This window comes from Octadecabacter ascidiaceicola (assembly GCF_900185015.1).
GTDB classification, from domain to species: Bacteria; Pseudomonadota; Alphaproteobacteria; order Rhodobacterales; family Rhodobacteraceae; genus Octadecabacter; species Octadecabacter ascidiaceicola.
In genome coordinates, this window is the sequence record NZ_FXYD01000005.1 from 24515 (window position 1) to 42558 (window position 18044).

Below are 18044 nucleotides of genomic sequence, written 5' to 3' on the forward strand. Positions count from 1 at the left end.
TCAAGATCGATCGTCTGATTGAGTATTTTGAGCCAAAGCAGCGAAAGAGTAGCGCATGAGCATTACCGTCACGCAGGACGTTTTTAAACTGGCGGAGGTGTTCACGATCTCTCGTGGGTCGCGCACCGAAGCCAAAGTTTTGACGGTGAAGGTTACGCGCGACGGCGTGACTGGTTGGGGCGAATGCGTGCCTTATGCGCGGTATGGTGAAACGTTGGACAGCGTGAGCGCGCAGATTGCGGGATTGTCGGAGGATGTGAGCCGCGCTGATCTTTATGATTTGCTTGAAGCAGGTGCGGCCCGCAATGCGGTTGATTGTGCGCTGTGGGATCTGGAAGCAAAGACCGCGGGCAAGCGTGTTTGGGAGCTGGCGGGCGTTGCCGCGCCAATGCCCTGCGTAACTGCGTTTACTCTTTCGCTTGATACGCCGGAAAACATGAAAGCGTCTGCGGCGAAGCATGCGCACCGTCCGTTGCTCAAGATCAAATTGGGCACACCAGATGATATGGCGCGGCTGGAAGCTGTGCGGGCAGGGGCACCGAAAAGCACAATCATCGTAGATGCGAATGAAGGGTGGTCTGCCGAGGTTTATTCCGACCTTGCGCCGCATTTGATCCGCCTTGGCGTGAGCATGGTTGAGCAGCCAATGCCCGCAGGACAAGATGGAATGCTTGCAGAAATTGAACGCCCGCTGCCGGTATGTGCTGACGAAAGCTGCCATGACCGTGCGTCGTTGCCGGACCTTAAGGGCAAGTACGATATGGTGAACATCAAGCTTGATAAAACGGGCGGCCTCACGGAAGCGCTTGCATTGAACACGGCCGCGCGCGCGGAGGGCTACAAAGTGATGGTTGGATGTATGGTTGGTTCGTCCCTTGCGATGGCCCCAGCAACGATTGTCGCGCAAGGTGCGGAAGTCGTAGACCTTGACGGGCCGTTGCTATTGGCCGAAGACCGCGACGACGCATTGCAATTTGACGAAGACGGCGTGCATCCACCCGTCGCAGCACTCTGGGGATAACGACATGAGCCGCACAGTTTACGTGAATGGGGACTACCTTCCCGAAGAAGACGCAAAAATTTCGATCTTTGACCGTTCATTCTTGATGGCGGATGGCGTTTATGAAGTCACGTCTGTCTTGGGCGGCAAGCTCATTGATTTTGACGGCCACGCAAAGCGTCTTGAGCGTTCCCTGAATGAGCTTGAGATGCAAAAGCCTGAAGCATTTGACGACCTGCTCGAAATCCACCGCGAACTTGTGCGCGCCAACGACATCGTCGATGGCATGATCTATTTGCAGGTGTCGCGCGGTTCTGCTGGGGATCGCGATTTTGCCTATCCAGACGCGAGCGTAAAGCCAACGTTGGTGCTGTTCACACAAAGCAAACCTGGCATGGCGGATAGCCCGATGGCTAAGACCGGCATGAAAGTCATCTCTATCGAGGACGCCCGTTGGGGCCGTCGCGATATCAAAACCGTTCAACTGTTGTACCCGTCTATGGGGAAGATGATGGCGAAGGCCGCTGGGTGTGATGACGCATGGTTGGTTGAGGACGGGTTTGTCACCGAAGGCACATCCAACAACGCCTATATCGTCAAGGGCGACACGATCATTACGCGCCAGCTTAGCAATGATATCCTCCACGGGATCACGCGGGCGGCTGTGTTGCGGTTCGCCCGCGAGGCGCAGATGAAAGTCGAGGAGCGCAGTTTCACGATTGATGAGGCGCAAGATGCGGACGAAGCGTATATCACATCTGCATCGACCTTTGTGATGCCTGTCGTTGAGCTTGACGGTAAGGCCATTGGTACGGGTAAACCCGGCACGGTGGCAGCGCGATTGCGTGAAATCTACCTTGAAGAGTCCCGTAAAGCCGCCATCTAGACGGCAACGCACCCCATCTCTTGCCAGAATGGTCAAAGCGCGACCATACTGGCGAAAAGAAGCGGAGGCGTAGGTGCGAAAGCTGATCGGAACGATTGTGTTGGTGGCCGGAGTGGGCACCTTAGGTTATGTAGGTACGACCCAGCACGCAGCGCGGATTCAGACAGCGATTGGCGATGATGCCCGTGCAATTGCTACGGCCGCGCCATTGGGTATTCAAACAGCAGTTTCGGGCCGTGATCTGGTTGTGACTGGAATGGTCACGGATGCGACGGACCTCGCGGTGCTTCAGGCCGCGTTCGAGGGTATCGACGGTTTACGCAGCCTTGATATCAAAAATGTCGAAACCCTGCCAATTGCGGACCCGTTTCAGATCGAGGTCAGCCGCATTGCTGACGGATCGTTTTCGGCTGAAGGGGTCCTTCCGTCGGACGCAGTGCGCATTGCTTTGAATGATGCTGCTTTTGATGATGTGCCTTTGGCTTCGGGTATGCCAGACGCCGATTGGGCCGATGCGTTGCAAGGGGGGCTGACGGCCCTTAGTCAACTGAATGAAGGGCAAATGACCCTTGCGAACCGAAACTTAACCCTTGAGGGTGCGACACGTGTTCCCGCCGATTACGAAAAGATGCTCTTGGCGATCGAGACCCTCCCTGAGGGTTATACGTTTGAGAACCAAGTTACCGTTCTTGACGATGGTGAGCCACTGCGCTTGTCTATGACGTTGCTGGATGGTGCGGTTGATGCCACTGGTAAATTCCCTGCTGACATGCAGCCGGAAGAGGTCTCTGAGCGGTTCGATATACGCGACCAGTTCGAGATTGAGCAATCTGTTTTAACCGCGGCTGATCCTGATTGGCTTAACGCTGCACGCGCGGGGATGGAGGCGCTTGCCGGTTTGATCGAAGCTGATTTGGTCGTTGAAGAAGGGGCATTGACGATAACCGGCGTTGGAAGCCCTGATGGGATTGCAAAGGCGCAGTCGTTGTTGGGTGGCTTGCCCGATTCATACTCTGTTACCACGGAACTTGGTGTATGGGGCGCTGATTTTGAGCTTCGCCTTGATATGTCCTGGGACGGCAATAGCGCGGTTGCCGAGGGGACTTATCCATTGGATTTCACACCTCGAAGCCCAGAGGGTGCAACCGTGACCGACACAGGCCGTGTGTTGTTCCTGCCTGATGACATCGGTGATTTTACAGCTAACGCAAACGCCGGAGTTGAGGCCTTGGCGCTGTTGGATAGTGGCACGTTGAGCGCGACGCAAACGTCGATCGTTCTGACCGGAGAAGCCGCGTCGCCACGAATTTCCGCAGCACTAGATGAAGCATTGGTTGGTGCAGCGGATGGGACCGAAGTCTCGCGCGCTGTGACGTTCTTGGACGATGGTTCACCGGCTGCGTGGTCACTCAACTATGATGTGGAAAGTGGTGCGCGTATTGAAGGGCGTCTTCCAAGCGGGCTGGATACGGAGACGATAGGTGAAGCGCTCGGCGTCACTCAACTAACAGGGACGCCAGGGACCGCACTTGAGGATGATGATATAGGTACCAGTCTGGAAAGCTTTGAAATCTTGTCAGGTTACATTCGAGAGATTGAGCAGCTTTCATACTCAATAGATAGCACGGGAAGCGCGCTAGATCTTGTTGTAAGCTCTGGTGGGAATGTTGACCTGATCGCGGCAGAATTGGCAGAAAACTTACCCCAAGATGTGTCGTTCTCACTAAGCGTTATGGACCCACCTCCTGAGGATGGCACTAAACGAACAAACGCGCTGAGCGGCGTAGATGAAGTGTATACGAACGGCTATTGGCTTCCGTCCATTGGTCCTGTCGCAGGAACGACTGAATGTGATGCACATACATTGAACGTGTTTGAGCGTGGTCAAATAGGGTTTTTGTCTTCTTCAGCGCGTTTTGATGCGACGTCTACCAGCACCGTAAACGCGCTTGCAGCTGTTGCACTCGCCTGTGTTGATGCGGGACTGACGTTGGAAGTGGGCGGGCATACAGATGCAACGGGTTCCGTTCTTGCCAATGAAGTGCTGAGTGCGAACCGCGCCAATTCAGTGCGAACCGCCTTGATCGAACGAGGGGTGCCAGCTGAGAACATCACCGCGGTGGGATACGGTCAATCTGAACCAATCGCGGACAATGAAACCGCCGAGGGCCGTGCAGCCAATCGTCGAACAGATATTAAATGGTTCACAGCGGGTGCTGTGGGTAACCAATGATGCAGGTCAAAGGAGTATAGCGATGTTCAAGGAATGGGGTTTCTTGCTTGCTGAGATTTGGGTGCTTCTGGCGCTCGCCGCATTGATCGGCCTGATTGCCGGATGGTTCTTTTGGGGTGGGCGTTCTGACACGGGTTCTGACGCTGATGAAGTTCGACGCCTTCAGGCTGAACTGGACCGTGCGAACGCTAGGAACAACCGTGCAACGTCCTTTGAATTGGACGATGACGTGCCGTCGATGCCTGACACTGTGTATTCTCGCCCAGTTTCGAAACCCGTGGCCGAGCCTGTGAAAACCGAACCCGTTGCGGCGCCCAGTGCTTTGGTTGGTGCAAAACCGGCAGGCTTGGACGCGGCGCGCGACGGGTTGCCCGATGATCTAACGACGATCAAAGGGATCGGTCCGAAGATGGAAAAATTATGCAACCGTCTGGGGTTTTGGCATTTCGATCAGATTGCGGCGTGGAGTGCAGACGAAGTTGCGTGGGTTGATGACAACCTTGAAGGCTTCAAAGGCCGCGTGACCCGAGATAATTGGGTTGAACAAGCGAAAGCTTTGTCAGGGAAGTAGACCGCCTGAATTAGTCCTCGAATTCGAACGTTAGGCATCCTTCGGGGATGTCATTTGCGGTGCAACCTAACAACGTCACAACCGTACGCCCGTCGATTTCAACCTGCACGCCATTGCCATCTAGCAAGTCATGTAAAAACATTTCCGCGTCAGCGTCTTTGGCAGGCAGTTTGAAGGAGAGCTTTTCAACGCGCGGGTCGAAGTCCTTAACGACAGGTGCCAAAACAGGTGCTGTCAACGTAACCGGGCCGACAGACACTGGCGCGGTAATCACATCCAAATCAAATGGTAACATAAAACTAACCTTCTCCACGCGGATAACCCCGCGCATCCTTGCGACCTTCAAACAGGAACAGGTTCGAGGTGTCAAACTTTTGCCGCAATGGTTTTTGTTCGGTGAACAATCGGTACAGTTTAGGATGAATTGTCGGGGTTTAGCCGTTCTTTTTCGTCACGTTTTCATCAAAGGCCACGCGAAACGCGGCGTCTTTTTCTAGTGTCGAATCAGTTTGATACTCAGATTTCCACTGCGCCATGGTCATTCCGTAGAATGCTTCGCGGCCCTCGTCCTTTGACATCTCGATGCCACGTTCGCCCGCGGCCTCTTGGTACCAGCGGCTTAGGCAATTTCGGCAAAACCCAGCGAGGTTCATCATGTCGATGTTTTGTACATCCGTGCGGTCGTCCATCAGGTGTTTCTGCAACCGACGAAACGCGGCCGCTTCGAGTTCGATTTGAGTTTGAGCATCAATTATTGGCATTTTTTGCCTCCATCTGGATTAGGGCGTTGGTCAAGATAGGGGCCAGTCGTTCGGCCCACGCGACTTGTTGGTCCTCTGTTTCGATAAGGTCGTTGCGCAATTCTATCAATGTATTGGCGCGGCCCGTTTGCAATGCATGACGATCAATTGCATCACCAGGAAGATGGCCTATGTAGGGTTCGTTCTTACCTACACAAAGGTCATCTTCAGTGTGCAGTAGGTCGAGTAATGCATTCGATAGACGGTCATCGTGTGCATGCAAAATACCGATATGCCACGGCCGCGGCGGACGGCCATTCAATTGCGGCGTAAAGCTGTGCATTGCAACAATCACGGTATCGTCTTGGCGCGCGGCTAGATCAGCGTAGGCGTTGTGGTAGGGCGCGTGGAACGCATCCACGCGTCGTGCTTTTTCAACCAGATCCGCATCGCGGTTTGCTGGAATGACGGACCCATCGTAAAGCTTCATCAATAGCGTCGGATCATCCAGTCCTCGGTTCGGGTCAATCACCATACGTGAGAAATTCGACAGAACTGCTGGGGCATCCAGTGCGTCAGCCAAAGCACGCGTAACACCGGCCGCGCCAACATCGTAGGCGATGTGACGTTGCATGTCAGCGTCCGGCAAACCCAAAGAACCACCTCCAATACACGGCGGAACGGCATTGGAGGCATGATCACAAGTGATCAACCATCTTGACTGCCGGTCGGCGCCATGGACGCTAAATGGTTCGAATGTGTCCGTTGTCATTGTTCTGTTATCCGTTTGTGGGCAGTTGTAGACGCAGAGAAATGCGATATAAGGCCGCGAACCGTTAGCGGTAACGTATGTTGCACTTTGCCGCCGAAACTGAGGAATACCACCATGAAACGTGATCGCAATGTTAAGATTGTCGCCACATTAGGCCCTGCGTCCGACGACTACAAAATGATCCGTGCATTGCATGAAGCTGGCGCTGACGTTTTTCGATTGAACATGAGCCATGGCGACCATGCAGAAATCAAAGTCCGCCACGAGATCATTCGTAAGGTTGAGAAAGACCTCAACAGCACAATTTCCATTTTGGCTGACCTTCAGGGGCCGAAGTTGCGAGTTGGAGTTTTTGCGAATGACGATGGCGAAGAACTGGCCGTTGGTCAGGCGTTCCGTCTTGATTTGGATGACACGCCAGGAACGTCTGAGCGTGTTCAACTGCCGCACAAAGAGATTTTCGACGCACTTGAGCCTGGTGCGCACCTGTTGGTGAATGACGGCAAGATCAAGTTGCGGGTGAAAGACTGCGGGCGTGACTTCGCGGATTGCGAAGTTCTAGTCGCGGGAACGATTTCAAATCGTAAGGGCGTGAATGTTCCTGATGTTGTGCTGCCGCTTGCCGCGCTGTCTGAAAAAGACCTGAAAGATCTGGAATTTGTGTGCGAGCTAGGTGTGGATTGGTTGGCATTGTCATTTGTTCAGCGTCCTGCCGATGTCGAGCAGGCCCGTACATTGGCAAAAGGCCGCGCTGCGATCCTGTCCAAAATTGAAAAGCCGTCTGCCGTCGCGGCGTTCGACGATATCCTTGCCGTGTCTGACGGCATTATGGTTGCCCGTGGTGACTTGGGTGTTGAACTGCCAGTTCAAAACGTGCCGCCAATTCAGAAACAGCTGATCCGTAAAAGCCGCGCCGCTGCTAAACCAGTGATCGTTGCGACTCAAATGCTTGAGTCTATGATTGAATCCCCGATGCCAACACGTGCCGAGGTTTCGGATGTAGCGACGGCGATCTACGAGGGGGCCGATGCTATCATGTTGTCCGCAGAATCCGCGGCAGGTGATTTTCCGATCGAAGCGGTGACGACGATGAACAATGTCGCCGTCGAAGTCGAAGCAGACCCGACCTACACCCAAATTATTGAAGCCAGCCGAAGAACATCTGGTCGCTCGGTCGCGGATGGTATTGTCGCCGCCGCACGTGAGATTGCGGAAACTGCGGACATCAAAGCGATTTGTTGTTTCTCCCAATCCGGCACAACCGCGCTGCTGACGGTGCGTGAACGACCTCGCGTGCCGATCATCGTTATGTCTAGCGACATCAAAACGGTCCGCCGCCTAGCGCTTAGCTGGGGGACAAACTGCGTAATGACTGACAAAGTAGTCAATCGCTTTAAGATAGCCGTGCTTGAAGCAGTGCGTTCCGCATTGTCCACAGGCGTTGCCGAAAAGAGCGACTTGGTTGTTGTTACAGCGGGCGTTCCATTCAACACACCGGGCAGTACAAACATTCTGCGCGTTGCGCCCTGCGACGAAAATTTGATTTTGGCTGCGACTTCGGAGTAGTGTTTCCTTAGCTTTTGGAGTTGGGGTGAACGTATGGATCCGGATCTAATGTTAGTGACCGGGCTTGTAGTGGGCGGTTTTTCTATTCCGTCTATTATGGGTGCTTTGGCAGACGGGCGTGTGCCCCGTGCTGCTGCAATTGCGATTATGGTCGCGGGGGGGCTTGTTGCGCTTGCAGTGAATGAAAAGCCAAGCGGATACGCGATCAACGATATTCCAGATGTCTTCGTCAGCGTTGTTGGTCGCTACATCAACTAATTTGCTGCGAATCTACTTGCCATAGATATCCACCTCGGCTAATCACCGATTTCTAACCGCGCGTCCGGCTTAAGTGGCATGCCGAGTCGCGTTTTCGCACCTACCCTAAGAGGAGATGGAAATGCCCAAGATGAAGACCAAATCGAGCTGCAAAAAGCGGTTCAAGATGACTGCCTCCGGCAAAGTCAAATCTGCCCAAGCTGGTAAACAGCACGGTATGATCAAACGCTCTAACAAGTTCCTGCGTAACGCACGCGGCACAACAACACTTTCAGCCCCTGATGCGAAGATCATCAAGGGCATGATGCCATACGCGCGCTAAGGAGGATCTGATATGCGAGTTAAAGGTGGTACAGTCACTCATCGTCGTCACAAGAAGGTAACGGATCAGGCAAAAGGCTACTATGGCCGTCGTTCCACGACCTTCAAAGTTGCGCGTCAGGCCGTCGACAAGGCGAACCAATACGCAACACGCGACCGTCACAACCGTAAGCGCAACTTCCGCGCTTTGTGGATCCAGCGTATCAACGCTGCTGTTCGCGGAATCGACGAAACACTGACATATTCCCGTTTCATCAACGGCCTCAACTTGGCTGGCATCGAAGTGGACCGTAAGGTTCTCGCCGATCTTGCCGTCAACGAGCCTGATGCATTCGGTGCGATTGTTAAAAAAGCACAAGCTGCAATGGCCTAAGGCCAAACAACGCTAGAAATTAGAAAGGCCGCCCTATAATGGGGCGGCCTTTTGCGTTGTTGCGGGTCCCGCTGGCAAGGGCGAAACGGCTAGCTCTTACAATTTGCACATCTGATGTGTGTTATAGCGGAATGTACCGTGCCATGCGGTTGCTATATCGCGTGTGACATAGGCAATAACAGTGAGAGACAGATGCTCGTCAATTCATCCACCCGATACGGGGCCGTTGCCCGCCTTTTTCATTGGTCGATCGCACTATTGGTGTTTGTCGATATTGTTTTGGGCCTTGTTGGAAAATTTACGCCGAGGACAGGTGAAACCGCTGATTTTCTGCAATTGTTATATTCTACGCATAAAACGATAGGTGTTTTGGTCCTTGGACTGGCGGTGCTGCGGGTGCTTTGGGCGATCTCGCAACCGCGACCGGTTCCCTTACATCCAGAACGCCGCGTTGAGACGTTCGCGGCAGAAACCGCTCACTGGATGTTGTATGCGGCAATCTTTGTCATGCCGCTTTCGGGGTGGGTCATGCATTCGGCCGAGGTTGGGTTTGCGCCAATCTGGTGGCCTTTCGGACAGAACCTTCCGTTCGTGCCTAAATCCGAAGGGGTCGCCGAAACTGCGGCGACTGTTCACTGGATCGCGGGTATTGTGCTGGTCGCGACCGTTGCAGCACATATTGGCGGCGCCCTTAAGCATGCGATTATTGATCGCGATGAGACACTTGCGCGGATGGTACGTGGCACGGCAGCCGGAACGCCCGCGAAAGGAGGTCTCGCGCACGGTGTCGCAGCGTTTGCAGCGCTCGTGATTTGGGCTGTATCTATCGGCGGAGCGGTTGTGGTCTTTGCACCAGCACACACTGAGGAAACGGGCGCTCAGCCAGAGGTAGTTCAATCCGAAGGATGGATTGTACAAGACGGAAGCGTTTCGATTACAGTTGTGCAAATCGGTGCGCCGGTAGATGGCGTTTTCGCCAATTGGCAAGCTGCAATCGAATATGATCCAGAAAGTGGCGCGGGGCAGGTCACTGCGGTGATTGAAACCACTTCGTTGGCGCTTGGATCGGTGACAGATCAGGCCAAAGGCCCTGAGTTTTTTGACGTCGAAACCTTTAGCCAAGCCACCTATCAAGGTGAAATCGCGCGGATTGACGGAGTACGGCACAATGCAGTTGGTGCACTCACTCTCGTTGGACAAACAGTGCCTGTGTCGTTTGATTTCGACCTAGGGGTGACAGACGGCGTCGCCGTGATGTCGGGCGCGACAACGCTAGATCGGCGGGATTTCGGAATGGGTGCCGCCTATTCTGACGAAAGTTCGGTCGGGTTTGGCGTAGATGTTAGCATCGCGCTAACTGCCACCGCTCCAGAGTAAACCAGTGTTGCAGTCACGAAAAAGGCCGCTGGAGCGTTCCAGCGGCCTTTCCTGTGTGCGAGGTTGGTCGCGCTTATTCGGCAGGGACCATCGCTTCGATCGAGATGTAGATGTCGATCTCGTCGCTGACGAAGGGTGCGAACTGGCCCATGTCAAAATCGGACCGCAGAAGCGTGGCCGTGGCGTCAAAACCCGCCCAAGGCTGCTTAGCCATCGGGTGCTCGGCCATCTGGTTCAGCGTAGCATCCAGAACGACAGGCTTGGTGATGCCGTTCATGGTCAGGTCGCCCGTAATCATGCCTGTGTTGTCACCTGTTACCTCGATAGATGTCGAAGCAAAGGTTACTGTCGGGTTGGTTGCGGCACCAAAGAAATCGTCGCTCATGAAGTGGCCTTCGCGCTCGGGCCAGCCTGTCATCAGGCTTTCGGCGGGGAAGGAAACAGACACACTCGATGCAGCGGGCGCTTCGGCGTCCAGCTCAATTGTGCCTTCAAATCCGGAAAACATGCCAGTGGTGCGCGAATAGCCAAGGTGGTCATAGCTGAACACAATTTGGCTGTGCGAAGCGTCGAGTAAGTAGGTGACGGGTTCTGCAGTGGCTGCGGCAGCGACAGTGACGCCCAGCGCAGTCGTAAGGAGGAAATTTTTCATAAGGAACTCGCTTCATTGTGAGGGTTACGTTCAAACAGGCTGAAAGTTTGGTCCCATTCTACGATTTATGCAATTCGCGTTCTCGTGATAACACCTGTGCAAGGATGCACATAGAGAGCAGTTGTCGAACCAAAGCCACCGCCTTAACGGGGCGAACTTGAAACACTGGGATGTTCTCAAATCGCGTGCAAACCTTGCACCCAACGCGCCCTTTCGATACCTGCAAGCCAACACATTTATTCGGCCAAAGACTGGACAGCGCATGGACGATCTCAAATCAAAATACCTCGACCTGATTGGCAATGCTGCCGATGAAGCCACGCTTGAGGACCTGCGGGTTCAAGCTGTTGGCAAGAAGGGTGAGATCAGCCTGCAGATGCGCTCGCTTGGGAAGATGACGCCGGAAGAACGCCAAGTGGCGGGGCCTGCGTTGAATGCCTTGAAGGACGAGATTAACGCAGCACTGGCGGCCAAGAAAATGGCGCTGGGCGATGCGACCTTGGATGAACGTCTTAAGGCCGAATGGCTGGACGTGACATTGCCTGCGCGGGATCGTCGTGTTGGTTCTATCCACCCTGTGTCACAGGTTTGGGAAGAATGCACCGCCATCTTCGCCGATATGGGTTTTGCAACGGCTGAAGGCCCGCAGATTGATACAGATTGGTATAACTTCGACGCCCTAAACATCCCCGGTCACCATCCGGCCCGCGCCGAGATGGATACGTTCTATATGCACCGCGAAGAAGGCGACGATCGCCCGCCGCACGTGTTGCGCACGCACACGTCCCCTGTGCAAATCCGGTCTATGGAAGCGCAAGGCGCGCCGATCCGCATTATCTGTCCGGGTCGCGTGTATCGCGCGGACTATGACCAGACGCACACACCGATGTTCCATCAGGTCGAAGGTTTGGCGATTGATAAGAACCTGTCCATGGCGAACCTGAAATGGGTGCTTGAGGAATTCTTCACCGCCTACTTCGGCACCACCGTCAAAACGCGTTTCCGCGCGTCCCACTTCCCGTTCACGGAACCAAGCGCCGAGGTTGATATCCAGTGTTCGTTCTCTGGTGGGACTGTGAAAGTGGGAGAAGGCGACGATTGGCTCGAGGTCCTCGGGTCTGGCATGGTTCATCCTAAGGTTTTGCAGGCTGGCGGGATTGACCCGAATGAATACCAAGGCTTCGCCTTTGGTATGGGCATTGATCGGATCGCCATGCTGAAATACGGCATCCCCGACCTACGCGCGTTCTTCGAGAGCGACCTGCGTTGGCTGCGGCATTACGGGTTTAGCGCGTTGCAGGTGCCGACGGTGCATGGGGGGTAAGTATTAATGTTCCGCGTTTTCGGTTTGATGGTAGTGCTATGTATGCAGCCTGCAGCCGTGGCGGCGCAACAATTTTGCCAGCAGATTTGGGGTGGCGCTTTGGTTGCACAGGATGGTGAATTCTTGGGCTACATCACCTCACAGTATAACTTGGACTCAATATTCAATCAGTATGGTAATTACGGATCTGAATACTCATTGACCAGCATTCTCAATAAGTATTCTCCTTATGGGTCAGCTTATTCAACTTTGTCAGCTTTTTACGATCATGCTAGTGAGCCACCGCTTCTAATTATAAACAATAATGCTGTGGCGATAGTCACAACAAACCGATTGCTGCAAGGAGCGGTCAATCCGTATGCACTCTTTGCCTGCAAGCAGTGAGTTAACTTGCGATGTTTGGCTCGTGAATACCTGGAAGCGCATTCGCCCATCCCTCGGTTCGAGCGCCACATTAATCGAAAGGGCCCATCATGCCTGAATACGAAGACCTGCAAGAGACCTACCCCGGTGCGGGGACGTTTAAGTTTGGCCATGACGCCGAAAGCTGCACGGCGCAGATCAACCTTGTGCGGCGCGGCACCAAACGCGCGATTTGTGCGGCCTTGGCGGATTTTGAGGGCGCGCCTGAGGCTATGCCCGTTGTTGGTCGCACCGATATCGTTGCCCATTGGAACAACACCCCCGCGCTGATCGTGAAAACCGTGAAGGTGCAGGAAGTCCGCTATTGCGACGTGAACACCAATATGGCGGCGTCCGATTTGGGGCGCGATGAATTCACCGCGTGGCGCAAGGCGACCAAGGCGGCGATTAAACTGGACCATAAGTTCGATCCTGAAATGCTGCTGGTGTTTGAATTCTTTCAGTTGATCGAAGACCTCGACGGGCGGCAAATTGAACCGCGTTCCTAAAGGCCCCTAGCCCCTGCCGCGCCCATAGGTTACACCGCCTGCAACACCTTTTTCGCAGGAACGACGACCATGAAATTCACGCTCTCTTGGCTAAAATCCCACCTCGACACGGATGCTTCCGTTGACGAAATTTGCGACACGCTTACCGACCTTGGTTTGGAAGTGGAGGGTGTTGAAAACCCCGCCGCGAAGCTGTCTGATTTTGTGATCGGTAAAGTGACGGCTGCGGAAAAGCATCCCGATGCCGACAAGCTGCGTGTTTGCACCGTTGATGCGGGCGAAGGTCCGACGCAGATCATCTGTGGCGCGCCGAATGCGCGTGAAGGGATAACCGTGGTTGTTGCGAAACCGGGTACGTACATCCCTGGTTTGGACATCACGATTTCCGTGGGCAAAATCCGTGGGATCGAGTCCTTCGGCATGATGGCGTCCGAAAAGGAGCTTGAGCTGTCGGACGAACACAACGGTATTATTGAATTGCCAGCGGGTGAAATCGGCCAGAGCTTTGCCGACTATCTGGCGGAACATGACCCATCCAAGGTTGATCCTGTGATTGAGATCGCGATCACGCCGAACCGCCCTGATGCGCTGGGCGTACGTGGTGTGGCGCGTGATCTGGCGGCACGTGGCATTGGCGTGATGAAGCCGCGCGACGTTGATGTTGTTCCTGCGAGTTTCGCAAGCTCGGTATCCGTTACCATAGAAGAAGACGCGAAATCTGATGTGCCGGTGTTCTTTGGTCGCTTGATCAAGGGCGTCAAAAATGGCCCATCCCCTGACTGGCTTCAGCAACAATTGCGTGCGATCGGCTTGCGCCCGATTTCCTTCCTCGTCGATGTGACGAACTGGTTTACCTACGATCTGAACCGCCCGCTGCACGTGTTTGATGCGGATAAGATCAGTGGAAACGCACTGCGCCTGCACCGTGCGAAGGGCGGTGAAACCCTCGTTGGTTTGGACGAAAAAGAATACACATTCCCTGAGGGCGCGATTGTGCTTTCCGACGCTGAAGGGCCGGAAAGCATCGGTGGCGTTATGGGTGGTCTGCGGACCGGCTGCACAGAAGACACTGTGAATGTGTTTGTTGAGGCCGCCTATTTTGATCCGATCCGCACGGCCTATACGGGCCGCGCCTTAAAGCTGAATTCCGATGCACGTTACCGGTTCGAGCGTGGCATTGATCCGGCCTTCACCCCTGAGGGTCTGGAACATGCGGTTCGGATGATCGTAGATATTGCAGGTGGTGAGGCGTCCGAAGTCGTTCAATCCGGCGCAATTCCTGATACGTCGCGTTCTTATAAGCTCGACACAGATCGTTGCTCGTCCCTTGTTGGGATGGACATTCCGGCTGACACGCAGCGCGAAACGCTTACGGCGCTGGGCTTCGTAATGGACGGCGATATGGCCAGGGTTCCTAGCTGGCGCCCTGATGTGCAGGGCGAAGCGGACCTTGTTGAGGAAGTGGCGCGGATTGCGTCTTTGTCCAACCTCAAACCTGTTCCGATGCCACGTGTGCGTGCTGGTGTTCCGGCTCCGGTTTTGACACCGATGCAAAAACGTTTGCAATTGGCGCGGCGCACAACTGCGGCGCTGGGCTACAACGAGTGCGTGACTTATTCCTTCATCGATCAAGCCTCCGCGACGTTGTTTGGTGGTGGCACGGACGTGACGATGTTGGCCAACCCGATTTCTAGCGAAATGTCGCATATGCGTCCCGCGCTACTGCCGGGTTTGTTGCAGGCTGCATCTCGCAATCAAGCGCGCGGTCAGAGTAACCTCGCGCTGTTTGAAGCAGGTGATGCGTTCCATGGCGGAGAGCCAACCGAGCAACATAGCCTTGTGACCGGTATTCTTGTTGGGAAAACTGGCCCAAAGGATGTGCATGGTGCATCGCGTGATGTCGATATCTTTGACGCGAAAGCTGACGCGGAAGCGATCCTGTCTGCGATGGGCGCGCCGAGCAAAGTTCAAATCCTGCGCGGTGCGGGCGATGTGTGGCACCCTGGTCGCCATGGCATGATCTGCCTTGGTCCGAAAAAGGTGCTCGGTATTTTTGGTGAAATTCACCCGAAGATCCTAACAGCGCTTGATGTTAAAGGCCCTGTTGTTGGTTTCGTTTTGTTCCCAGAGCAAATCCCAATGCCGAAGAATGCGACAGTAAACCGCGGCGCAGTATCTGTACCGGACTTGCAGGCAGTCGAACGTGATTTTGCGTTCGTGATGGACGCCTCTGTGGATGCGTTGACCGCAAAGAATGCAGCGGCAGGAGCGGACAAAGCGCTCATTGAGAATGTACGCATTTTTGACGAGTTCATTGGCGGAAACTTGGGGGAAGGTAAGAAATCCCTCGCGATGACCGTGCGTCTACAACCAAGCAATGTGACCCTCAAAGAGGCAGAAATTGAAGCCGTGAGTGCGAAGATCATCGAGAAGGTAACAAAGGCGACTGGCGGCACGTTGCGCGGCTAATTCGCAGCTATTGCCTCTGCCAGAATATCAAACACCAGCCTGATCCGCGGGCTGGTGTGGACTTCGCGATGGGTCACAAGCCAAATCGGAAAGTCGATTTTTAGGTCTTCCAGAACCCGTTCCATCCCATCGGTTTGATCGCCGATTATTTCATCCATGGCGCAAACACCAAGCCCGGTGCGTGCCATCTCCCATGCAACGATCCCGCTTTCCGACCTTGTTTTGTAAGCTTCACGGGTAAGCGGAATACCTAGGCCGTTCATATATTCGACGTTCCTGTCTGGGTCCCCAAAGGCGACCCAGTCATGCTGTGCAAGATCGGTAAGGGACTTAGGGCGTCCTCGTTTGTTCAAATAGTTCGTCGCTGCGTAAAAACGGCCGCGTCCATGCCTCACTAGCCGTGCAACCAGATCCGGCTGTTCAGGGCGGACATTGCGGATCGCGATGTCTGCTTCCCGGCGCATCAAGTCAGATATGTCGTTGGTTGCGACGATTTCGATGCTGAGCCCCGGCGCACGATTGCGGACCTCTGAAACAATCTTGGGAAGGAAATGTGACGCATAAATATCGCTGGCAGTGATGCGAACTTCACCACTGATATCAGATCGTTGCGCCGCAGCGGTTAAAGCAACCTTTTGCGCGGCATTGCCCATTTCACGTACGTGGGCCAACAATTCACGCCCTGCATCCGTTAACTCCAGCCCGCGTCCGACCCGCTCAAACAGCAGGACAGATAGGTTCTGCTCTAACGCTGCGATTTGGCGGCTTAGCGTGGGTTGCGTAAGGCCAAGTTTACGGGCTGCGCCAGACAATGACGCGGTTTCAGCGGTCGCGAGAAAGCTGCGTAAATGTGCCCAGTCTAATCTATCAGGGTCGATATCCATGCATATCTGTATAGATATCTTGCGATTTTCGTCAATTCCGCCTTGATCCATACGAATGTAGGGTGGGTTCAAAGGAGAATACTATGAAAGACGCAGCAACATTCTGGGACAAAGTCGCCCCTAAATACGCCCAAGATCCAATCAAAGACATGGCCGCCTATGAATACACGTTAGAGCGAACCAAGTCCTACCTTGGTGCCGACGACAGGGTGCTTGAGATGGGGTGCGGTACCGGTTCAACCGCACTCTTGATCGCGCCGCATGTCCGCGAAATCGTTGGCACGGATGTATCCCCTGCGATGATTGAAATCGCGACAACCAAGGCAAATGCGGAAGGGATCAAGAACGCTAAGTTTCAAGTATCGACAGCGCGAGGCGCGACTAGCGCGCCTGAAGCCTTTGATGCGGTACTAGGTTTCAATCTGTTTCACCTCGTAAACGGTGCCGAAGACGTTTTTGCAGAAGTCTACAGATCGCTCCCTAAAGGTGGATACTTCATTTCTAAGACGCCGTGCTTGGGCGACAAATCGATTGGCCTGAAACGTTTTTTGTTCAAGGCGATGATCCCACCAATGCAATGGTTTGGAAAAGCCCCATATGTTCGCTTCTTTACACATAGGGAATATGAAGACGCATTGCGGTTCGCAGGTTTTGATATCGTGGAAACGGGAAATTTCCCGGCCATTTCGCGCTATGTTGTGGCACGTAAAACCTGAGCGGATAAACTGGCCGCAACATTAGGAGGCCAAGATGCTTAACGTTTATCTTTCAGGTGAAATCCACACGGACTGGCGCGAACAGATTATTGACGGGGCGAAGGGTCTCGATGTTTCTTTCAACAGCCCTGTCACCAATCACGAAGCCTCAGACGACTGCGGCGTGAATATTCTTGGTGCCGAGCCTAACAAGTATTGGCACGACCACAAAGGCGCGATGATCAACGCGATCCGGACCCGTAAAGGTATTGAGGATGCGGATGTAGTTGTTGTGCGGTTCGGGGAAAAGTACCGTCAATGGAATGCCGCGTTCGATGCAGGTTTTGCCACAGCGATGGGTAAGTCTTTGATTGTATTGCAACAACCTGACCATGATCATGCACTAAAAGAAGTGGATGCCGCTGCGTTGGCTGTTGCGCGTGAGCCCAGCGAAGTGGTTGAGATTTTGCGTTATGTCCTTACCGGAGAATTGCCTGCTTGAATCGATGAGCTGTTCTGAGCTTTTGGGGGGAAGTTGTGGCGAACTTGCCCCTTTGGAAAAAAGTCGAATTAGGTTAACTATTGCACTGTGAGCGCAAACGGCTGAGATCGTTGCGCGGTTAAAAGAAGTGGGACTACAGAAATGCTTAAAGAATTCAAAGACTTCATCGCCAAGGGCAATGTCATGGACATGGCTGTTGGTATCATCATCGGTGCAGCGTTCACCGCAATCGTCGGCAGCCTTGTCGAAGATCTTATCAATCCGCTGATTGGTATCTTTATGGGCGGCGTTGATTTTGCTGGTCTGTCCGCTTCCGTTGGCGAAGCAACATTCACATACGGTAAGTTTATCATGGCGATCATCAACTTCCTCGTCATCGCGTTTGTTGTCTTCATGCTGGTTCGCTCTGTGAACAAGATGAAGAAAGCTGAAGAAGAAGCACCTGCGGAGCCAGCTGGCCCGACACAGGAAGATCTTCTGGCCGACATTCTGGCAGCTCTGAAGAAGTAA

At 54.0% G+C, this 18044-nt stretch carries 21 protein-coding genes; 16 read left to right on the forward strand and 5 right to left on the reverse strand.

Annotated features, from left to right (window positions below):
* Nucleotides 1-55: 55 nt before the first annotated feature.
* The 4 genes from dgcA (at nucleotide 56) to OCA8868_RS14260 (ending at nucleotide 4690) form a co-directional block, all read left to right on the forward strand.
* Nucleotides 56-1021, forward strand: a complete 966-nt coding sequence (dgcA, locus tag OCA8868_RS14245) for an N-acetyl-D-Glu racemase DgcA (protein WP_093997265.1) — start codon at nucleotides 56-58, stop codon at nucleotides 1019-1021.
* Between the two features lie 4 nt (nucleotides 1022-1025).
* Nucleotides 1026-1886 carry a D-amino-acid transaminase gene (locus OCA8868_RS14250; RefSeq protein WP_093997266.1) on the forward strand — a complete coding sequence of 287 codons (861 nt, stop codon included), beginning with the start codon at nucleotides 1026-1028 and terminating at the stop codon, nucleotides 1884-1886.
* 73 nt (nucleotides 1887-1959) lie between these two features.
* A complete protein-coding gene (locus tag OCA8868_RS14255; RefSeq protein ID WP_093997267.1) occupies nucleotides 1960-4119 on the forward strand; it encodes an OmpA family protein in 2160 nt (719 codons plus the stop codon).
* 22 nt (nucleotides 4120-4141) lie between these two features.
* Nucleotides 4142-4690, forward strand: a complete 549-nt coding sequence (locus tag OCA8868_RS14260) for a helix-hairpin-helix domain-containing protein (RefSeq protein ID WP_093997268.1) — start codon at nucleotides 4142-4144, stop codon at nucleotides 4688-4690.
* A gap of 10 nt (nucleotides 4691-4700) precedes the next feature.
* Here the strand turns inward: OCA8868_RS14260 and OCA8868_RS14265 are convergent, their stop codons facing one another.
* The 3 genes from OCA8868_RS14265 to OCA8868_RS14275 all read right to left on the reverse strand — a co-directional run bounded on the left by OCA8868_RS14265 (nucleotide 4701) and on the right by OCA8868_RS14275 (nucleotide 6202).
* Complete coding sequence (locus tag OCA8868_RS14265; protein WP_143849649.1) at nucleotides 4701-4985, reverse strand: hypothetical protein; 285 nt, start codon at nucleotides 4983-4985, stop codon at nucleotides 4701-4703.
* 139 nt (nucleotides 4986-5124) lie between these two features.
* On the reverse strand, nucleotides 5125-5442 hold the full coding sequence (locus OCA8868_RS14270) for a DUF1244 domain-containing protein (RefSeq protein WP_093997419.1): 318 nt from the start codon (nucleotides 5440-5442) through the stop codon (nucleotides 5125-5127).
* Nucleotides 5438-6202 (reverse strand): N-formylglutamate amidohydrolase, encoded by a 765-nt coding sequence (locus tag OCA8868_RS14275; protein ID WP_093997270.1) that lies wholly within the window; start codon nucleotides 6200-6202, stop codon nucleotides 5438-5440. Before OCA8868_RS14275 ends, OCA8868_RS14270 begins: the two co-directional genes overlap by 5 nt.
* 114 nt (nucleotides 6203-6316) lie before the next feature.
* On the opposite strand from OCA8868_RS14275, the gene pyk reads away from it, so the two are divergent.
* The 5 genes from pyk (at nucleotide 6317) to OCA8868_RS14300 (ending at nucleotide 10097) form a co-directional block, all read left to right on the forward strand.
* On the forward strand, nucleotides 6317-7768 hold the full coding sequence (gene pyk, locus OCA8868_RS14280; protein WP_093997271.1) for a pyruvate kinase: 1452 nt from the start codon (nucleotides 6317-6319) through the stop codon (nucleotides 7766-7768).
* Between the two features lie 33 nt (nucleotides 7769-7801).
* Nucleotides 7802-8026 (forward strand): hypothetical protein, encoded by a 225-nt coding sequence (locus tag OCA8868_RS14285; RefSeq protein ID WP_093997272.1) that lies wholly within the window; start codon nucleotides 7802-7804, stop codon nucleotides 8024-8026.
* 121 nt (nucleotides 8027-8147) lie between these two features.
* Entirely contained in the window at nucleotides 8148-8348 is a 201-nt protein-coding gene (gene rpmI / locus OCA8868_RS14290) for a 50S ribosomal protein L35 (protein ID WP_093997420.1), read from the forward strand.
* A gap of 12 nt (nucleotides 8349-8360) precedes the next feature.
* Nucleotides 8361-8720 (forward strand): 50S ribosomal protein L20, encoded by a 360-nt coding sequence (gene rplT, locus OCA8868_RS14295; protein WP_049835589.1) that lies wholly within the window; start codon nucleotides 8361-8363, stop codon nucleotides 8718-8720.
* Nucleotides 8721-8912: 192 nt separating this feature from the next.
* Nucleotides 8913-10097: a cytochrome b/b6 domain-containing protein gene (locus OCA8868_RS14300; protein ID WP_093997273.1), complete on the forward strand. Its 1185-nt coding sequence runs from the start codon at nucleotides 8913-8915 to the stop codon at nucleotides 10095-10097.
* Nucleotides 10098-10170: 73 nt separating this feature from the next.
* Here OCA8868_RS14300 and OCA8868_RS14305 read toward each other — a convergent pair whose 3' ends face one another.
* Complete coding sequence (locus tag OCA8868_RS14305) at nucleotides 10171-10749, reverse strand: YceI family protein (protein WP_093997274.1); 579 nt, start codon at nucleotides 10747-10749, stop codon at nucleotides 10171-10173.
* 262 nt (nucleotides 10750-11011) lie between these two features.
* Here OCA8868_RS14305 and pheS point away from each other — a divergent pair, with 262 nt between their 5' ends.
* The 4 genes from pheS (at nucleotide 11012) to pheT (ending at nucleotide 15453) form a co-directional block, all read left to right on the forward strand.
* On the forward strand, nucleotides 11012-12073 hold the full coding sequence (gene pheS, locus OCA8868_RS14310) for a phenylalanine--tRNA ligase subunit alpha (RefSeq protein ID WP_093997275.1): 1062 nt from the start codon (nucleotides 11012-11014) through the stop codon (nucleotides 12071-12073).
* Nucleotides 12074-12079: 6 nt separating this feature from the next.
* Nucleotides 12080-12457: a hypothetical protein gene (locus OCA8868_RS14315; RefSeq protein WP_093997276.1), complete on the forward strand. Its 378-nt coding sequence runs from the start codon at nucleotides 12080-12082 to the stop codon at nucleotides 12455-12457.
* Nucleotides 12458-12546: 89 nt separating this feature from the next.
* Complete coding sequence (locus OCA8868_RS14320; RefSeq protein ID WP_093997277.1) at nucleotides 12547-12984, forward strand: ASCH domain-containing protein; 438 nt, start codon at nucleotides 12547-12549, stop codon at nucleotides 12982-12984.
* A 69-nt stretch (nucleotides 12985-13053) separates the two neighbouring features.
* Nucleotides 13054-15453, forward strand: coding sequence for a phenylalanine--tRNA ligase subunit beta (gene pheT, locus OCA8868_RS14325; RefSeq protein WP_093997278.1), 2400 nt, complete (start codon nucleotides 13054-13056; stop codon nucleotides 15451-15453).
* On the opposite strand, the gene OCA8868_RS14330 is transcribed toward pheT, so the two are convergent.
* Nucleotides 15450-16337 (reverse strand): LysR family transcriptional regulator, encoded by an 888-nt coding sequence (locus tag OCA8868_RS14330; protein ID WP_245848288.1) that lies wholly within the window; start codon nucleotides 16335-16337, stop codon nucleotides 15450-15452. The genes pheT and OCA8868_RS14330 overlap by 4 nt on opposite strands.
* 83 nt (nucleotides 16338-16420) lie before the next feature.
* Between OCA8868_RS14330 and OCA8868_RS14335 the strand changes: the two genes are divergently transcribed.
* From OCA8868_RS14335 to mscL, 3 genes are all read left to right on the forward strand, one after another.
* Nucleotides 16421-17053: a class I SAM-dependent methyltransferase gene (locus tag OCA8868_RS14335; RefSeq protein ID WP_093997280.1), complete on the forward strand. Its 633-nt coding sequence runs from the start codon at nucleotides 16421-16423 to the stop codon at nucleotides 17051-17053.
* A gap of 34 nt (nucleotides 17054-17087) precedes the next feature.
* Entirely contained in the window at nucleotides 17088-17534 is a 447-nt protein-coding gene (locus OCA8868_RS14340; RefSeq protein ID WP_093997281.1) for a YtoQ family protein, read from the forward strand.
* Nucleotides 17535-17675: 141 nt separating this feature from the next.
* Nucleotides 17676-18044, forward strand: coding sequence for a large conductance mechanosensitive channel protein MscL (gene mscL / locus OCA8868_RS14345; protein WP_093997282.1), 369 nt, complete (start codon nucleotides 17676-17678; stop codon nucleotides 18042-18044).

Coding starts and splice junctions, on each gene's coding strand:
- OCA8868_RS14250 (WP_093997266.1), top strand. CDS start 1,026: ATGAGCCGCACAGTTTACGTGAATGGGGACTACCTTCCCGAAGAAGAC.
- OCA8868_RS14260 (WP_093997268.1), top strand. CDS start 4,142: ATGTTCAAGGAATGGGGTTTCTTGCTTGCTGAGATTTGGGTGCTTCTG.
- rplT (WP_049835589.1), top strand. CDS start 8,361: ATGCGAGTTAAAGGTGGTACAGTCACTCATCGTCGTCACAAGAAGGTA.
- pheS (WP_093997275.1), top strand. CDS start 11,012: ATGGACGATCTCAAATCAAAATACCTCGACCTGATTGGCAATGCTGCC.
- rpmI (WP_093997420.1), top strand. CDS start 8,148: ATGCCCAAGATGAAGACCAAATCGAGCTGCAAAAAGCGGTTCAAGATG.
- OCA8868_RS14285 (WP_093997272.1), top strand. CDS start 7,802: ATGGATCCGGATCTAATGTTAGTGACCGGGCTTGTAGTGGGCGGTTTT.
- pheT (WP_093997278.1), top strand. CDS start 13,054: ATGAAATTCACGCTCTCTTGGCTAAAATCCCACCTCGACACGGATGCT.
- pyk (WP_093997271.1), top strand. CDS start 6,317: ATGAAACGTGATCGCAATGTTAAGATTGTCGCCACATTAGGCCCTGCG.
- OCA8868_RS14315 (WP_093997276.1), top strand. CDS start 12,080: ATGTTCCGCGTTTTCGGTTTGATGGTAGTGCTATGTATGCAGCCTGCA.
- mscL (WP_093997282.1), top strand. CDS start 17,676: ATGCTTAAAGAATTCAAAGACTTCATCGCCAAGGGCAATGTCATGGAC.
- OCA8868_RS14300 (WP_093997273.1), top strand. CDS start 8,913: ATGCTCGTCAATTCATCCACCCGATACGGGGCCGTTGCCCGCCTTTTT.
- OCA8868_RS14265 (WP_143849649.1), bottom strand. CDS start 4,985: ATGTTACCATTTGATTTGGATGTGATTACCGCGCCAGTGTCTGTCGGC.
- OCA8868_RS14330 (WP_245848288.1), bottom strand. CDS start 16,337: ATGGATATCGACCCTGATAGATTAGACTGGGCACATTTACGCAGCTTT.
- OCA8868_RS14305 (WP_093997274.1), bottom strand. CDS start 10,749: ATGAAAAATTTCCTCCTTACGACTGCGCTGGGCGTCACTGTCGCTGCC.
- OCA8868_RS14320 (WP_093997277.1), top strand. CDS start 12,547: ATGCCTGAATACGAAGACCTGCAAGAGACCTACCCCGGTGCGGGGACG.
- OCA8868_RS14275 (WP_093997270.1), bottom strand. CDS start 6,202: ATGACAACGGACACATTCGAACCATTTAGCGTCCATGGCGCCGACCGG.
- OCA8868_RS14335 (WP_093997280.1), top strand. CDS start 16,421: ATGAAAGACGCAGCAACATTCTGGGACAAAGTCGCCCCTAAATACGCC.
- dgcA (WP_093997265.1), top strand. CDS start 56: ATGAGCATTACCGTCACGCAGGACGTTTTTAAACTGGCGGAGGTGTTC.
- OCA8868_RS14340 (WP_093997281.1), top strand. CDS start 17,088: ATGCTTAACGTTTATCTTTCAGGTGAAATCCACACGGACTGGCGCGAA.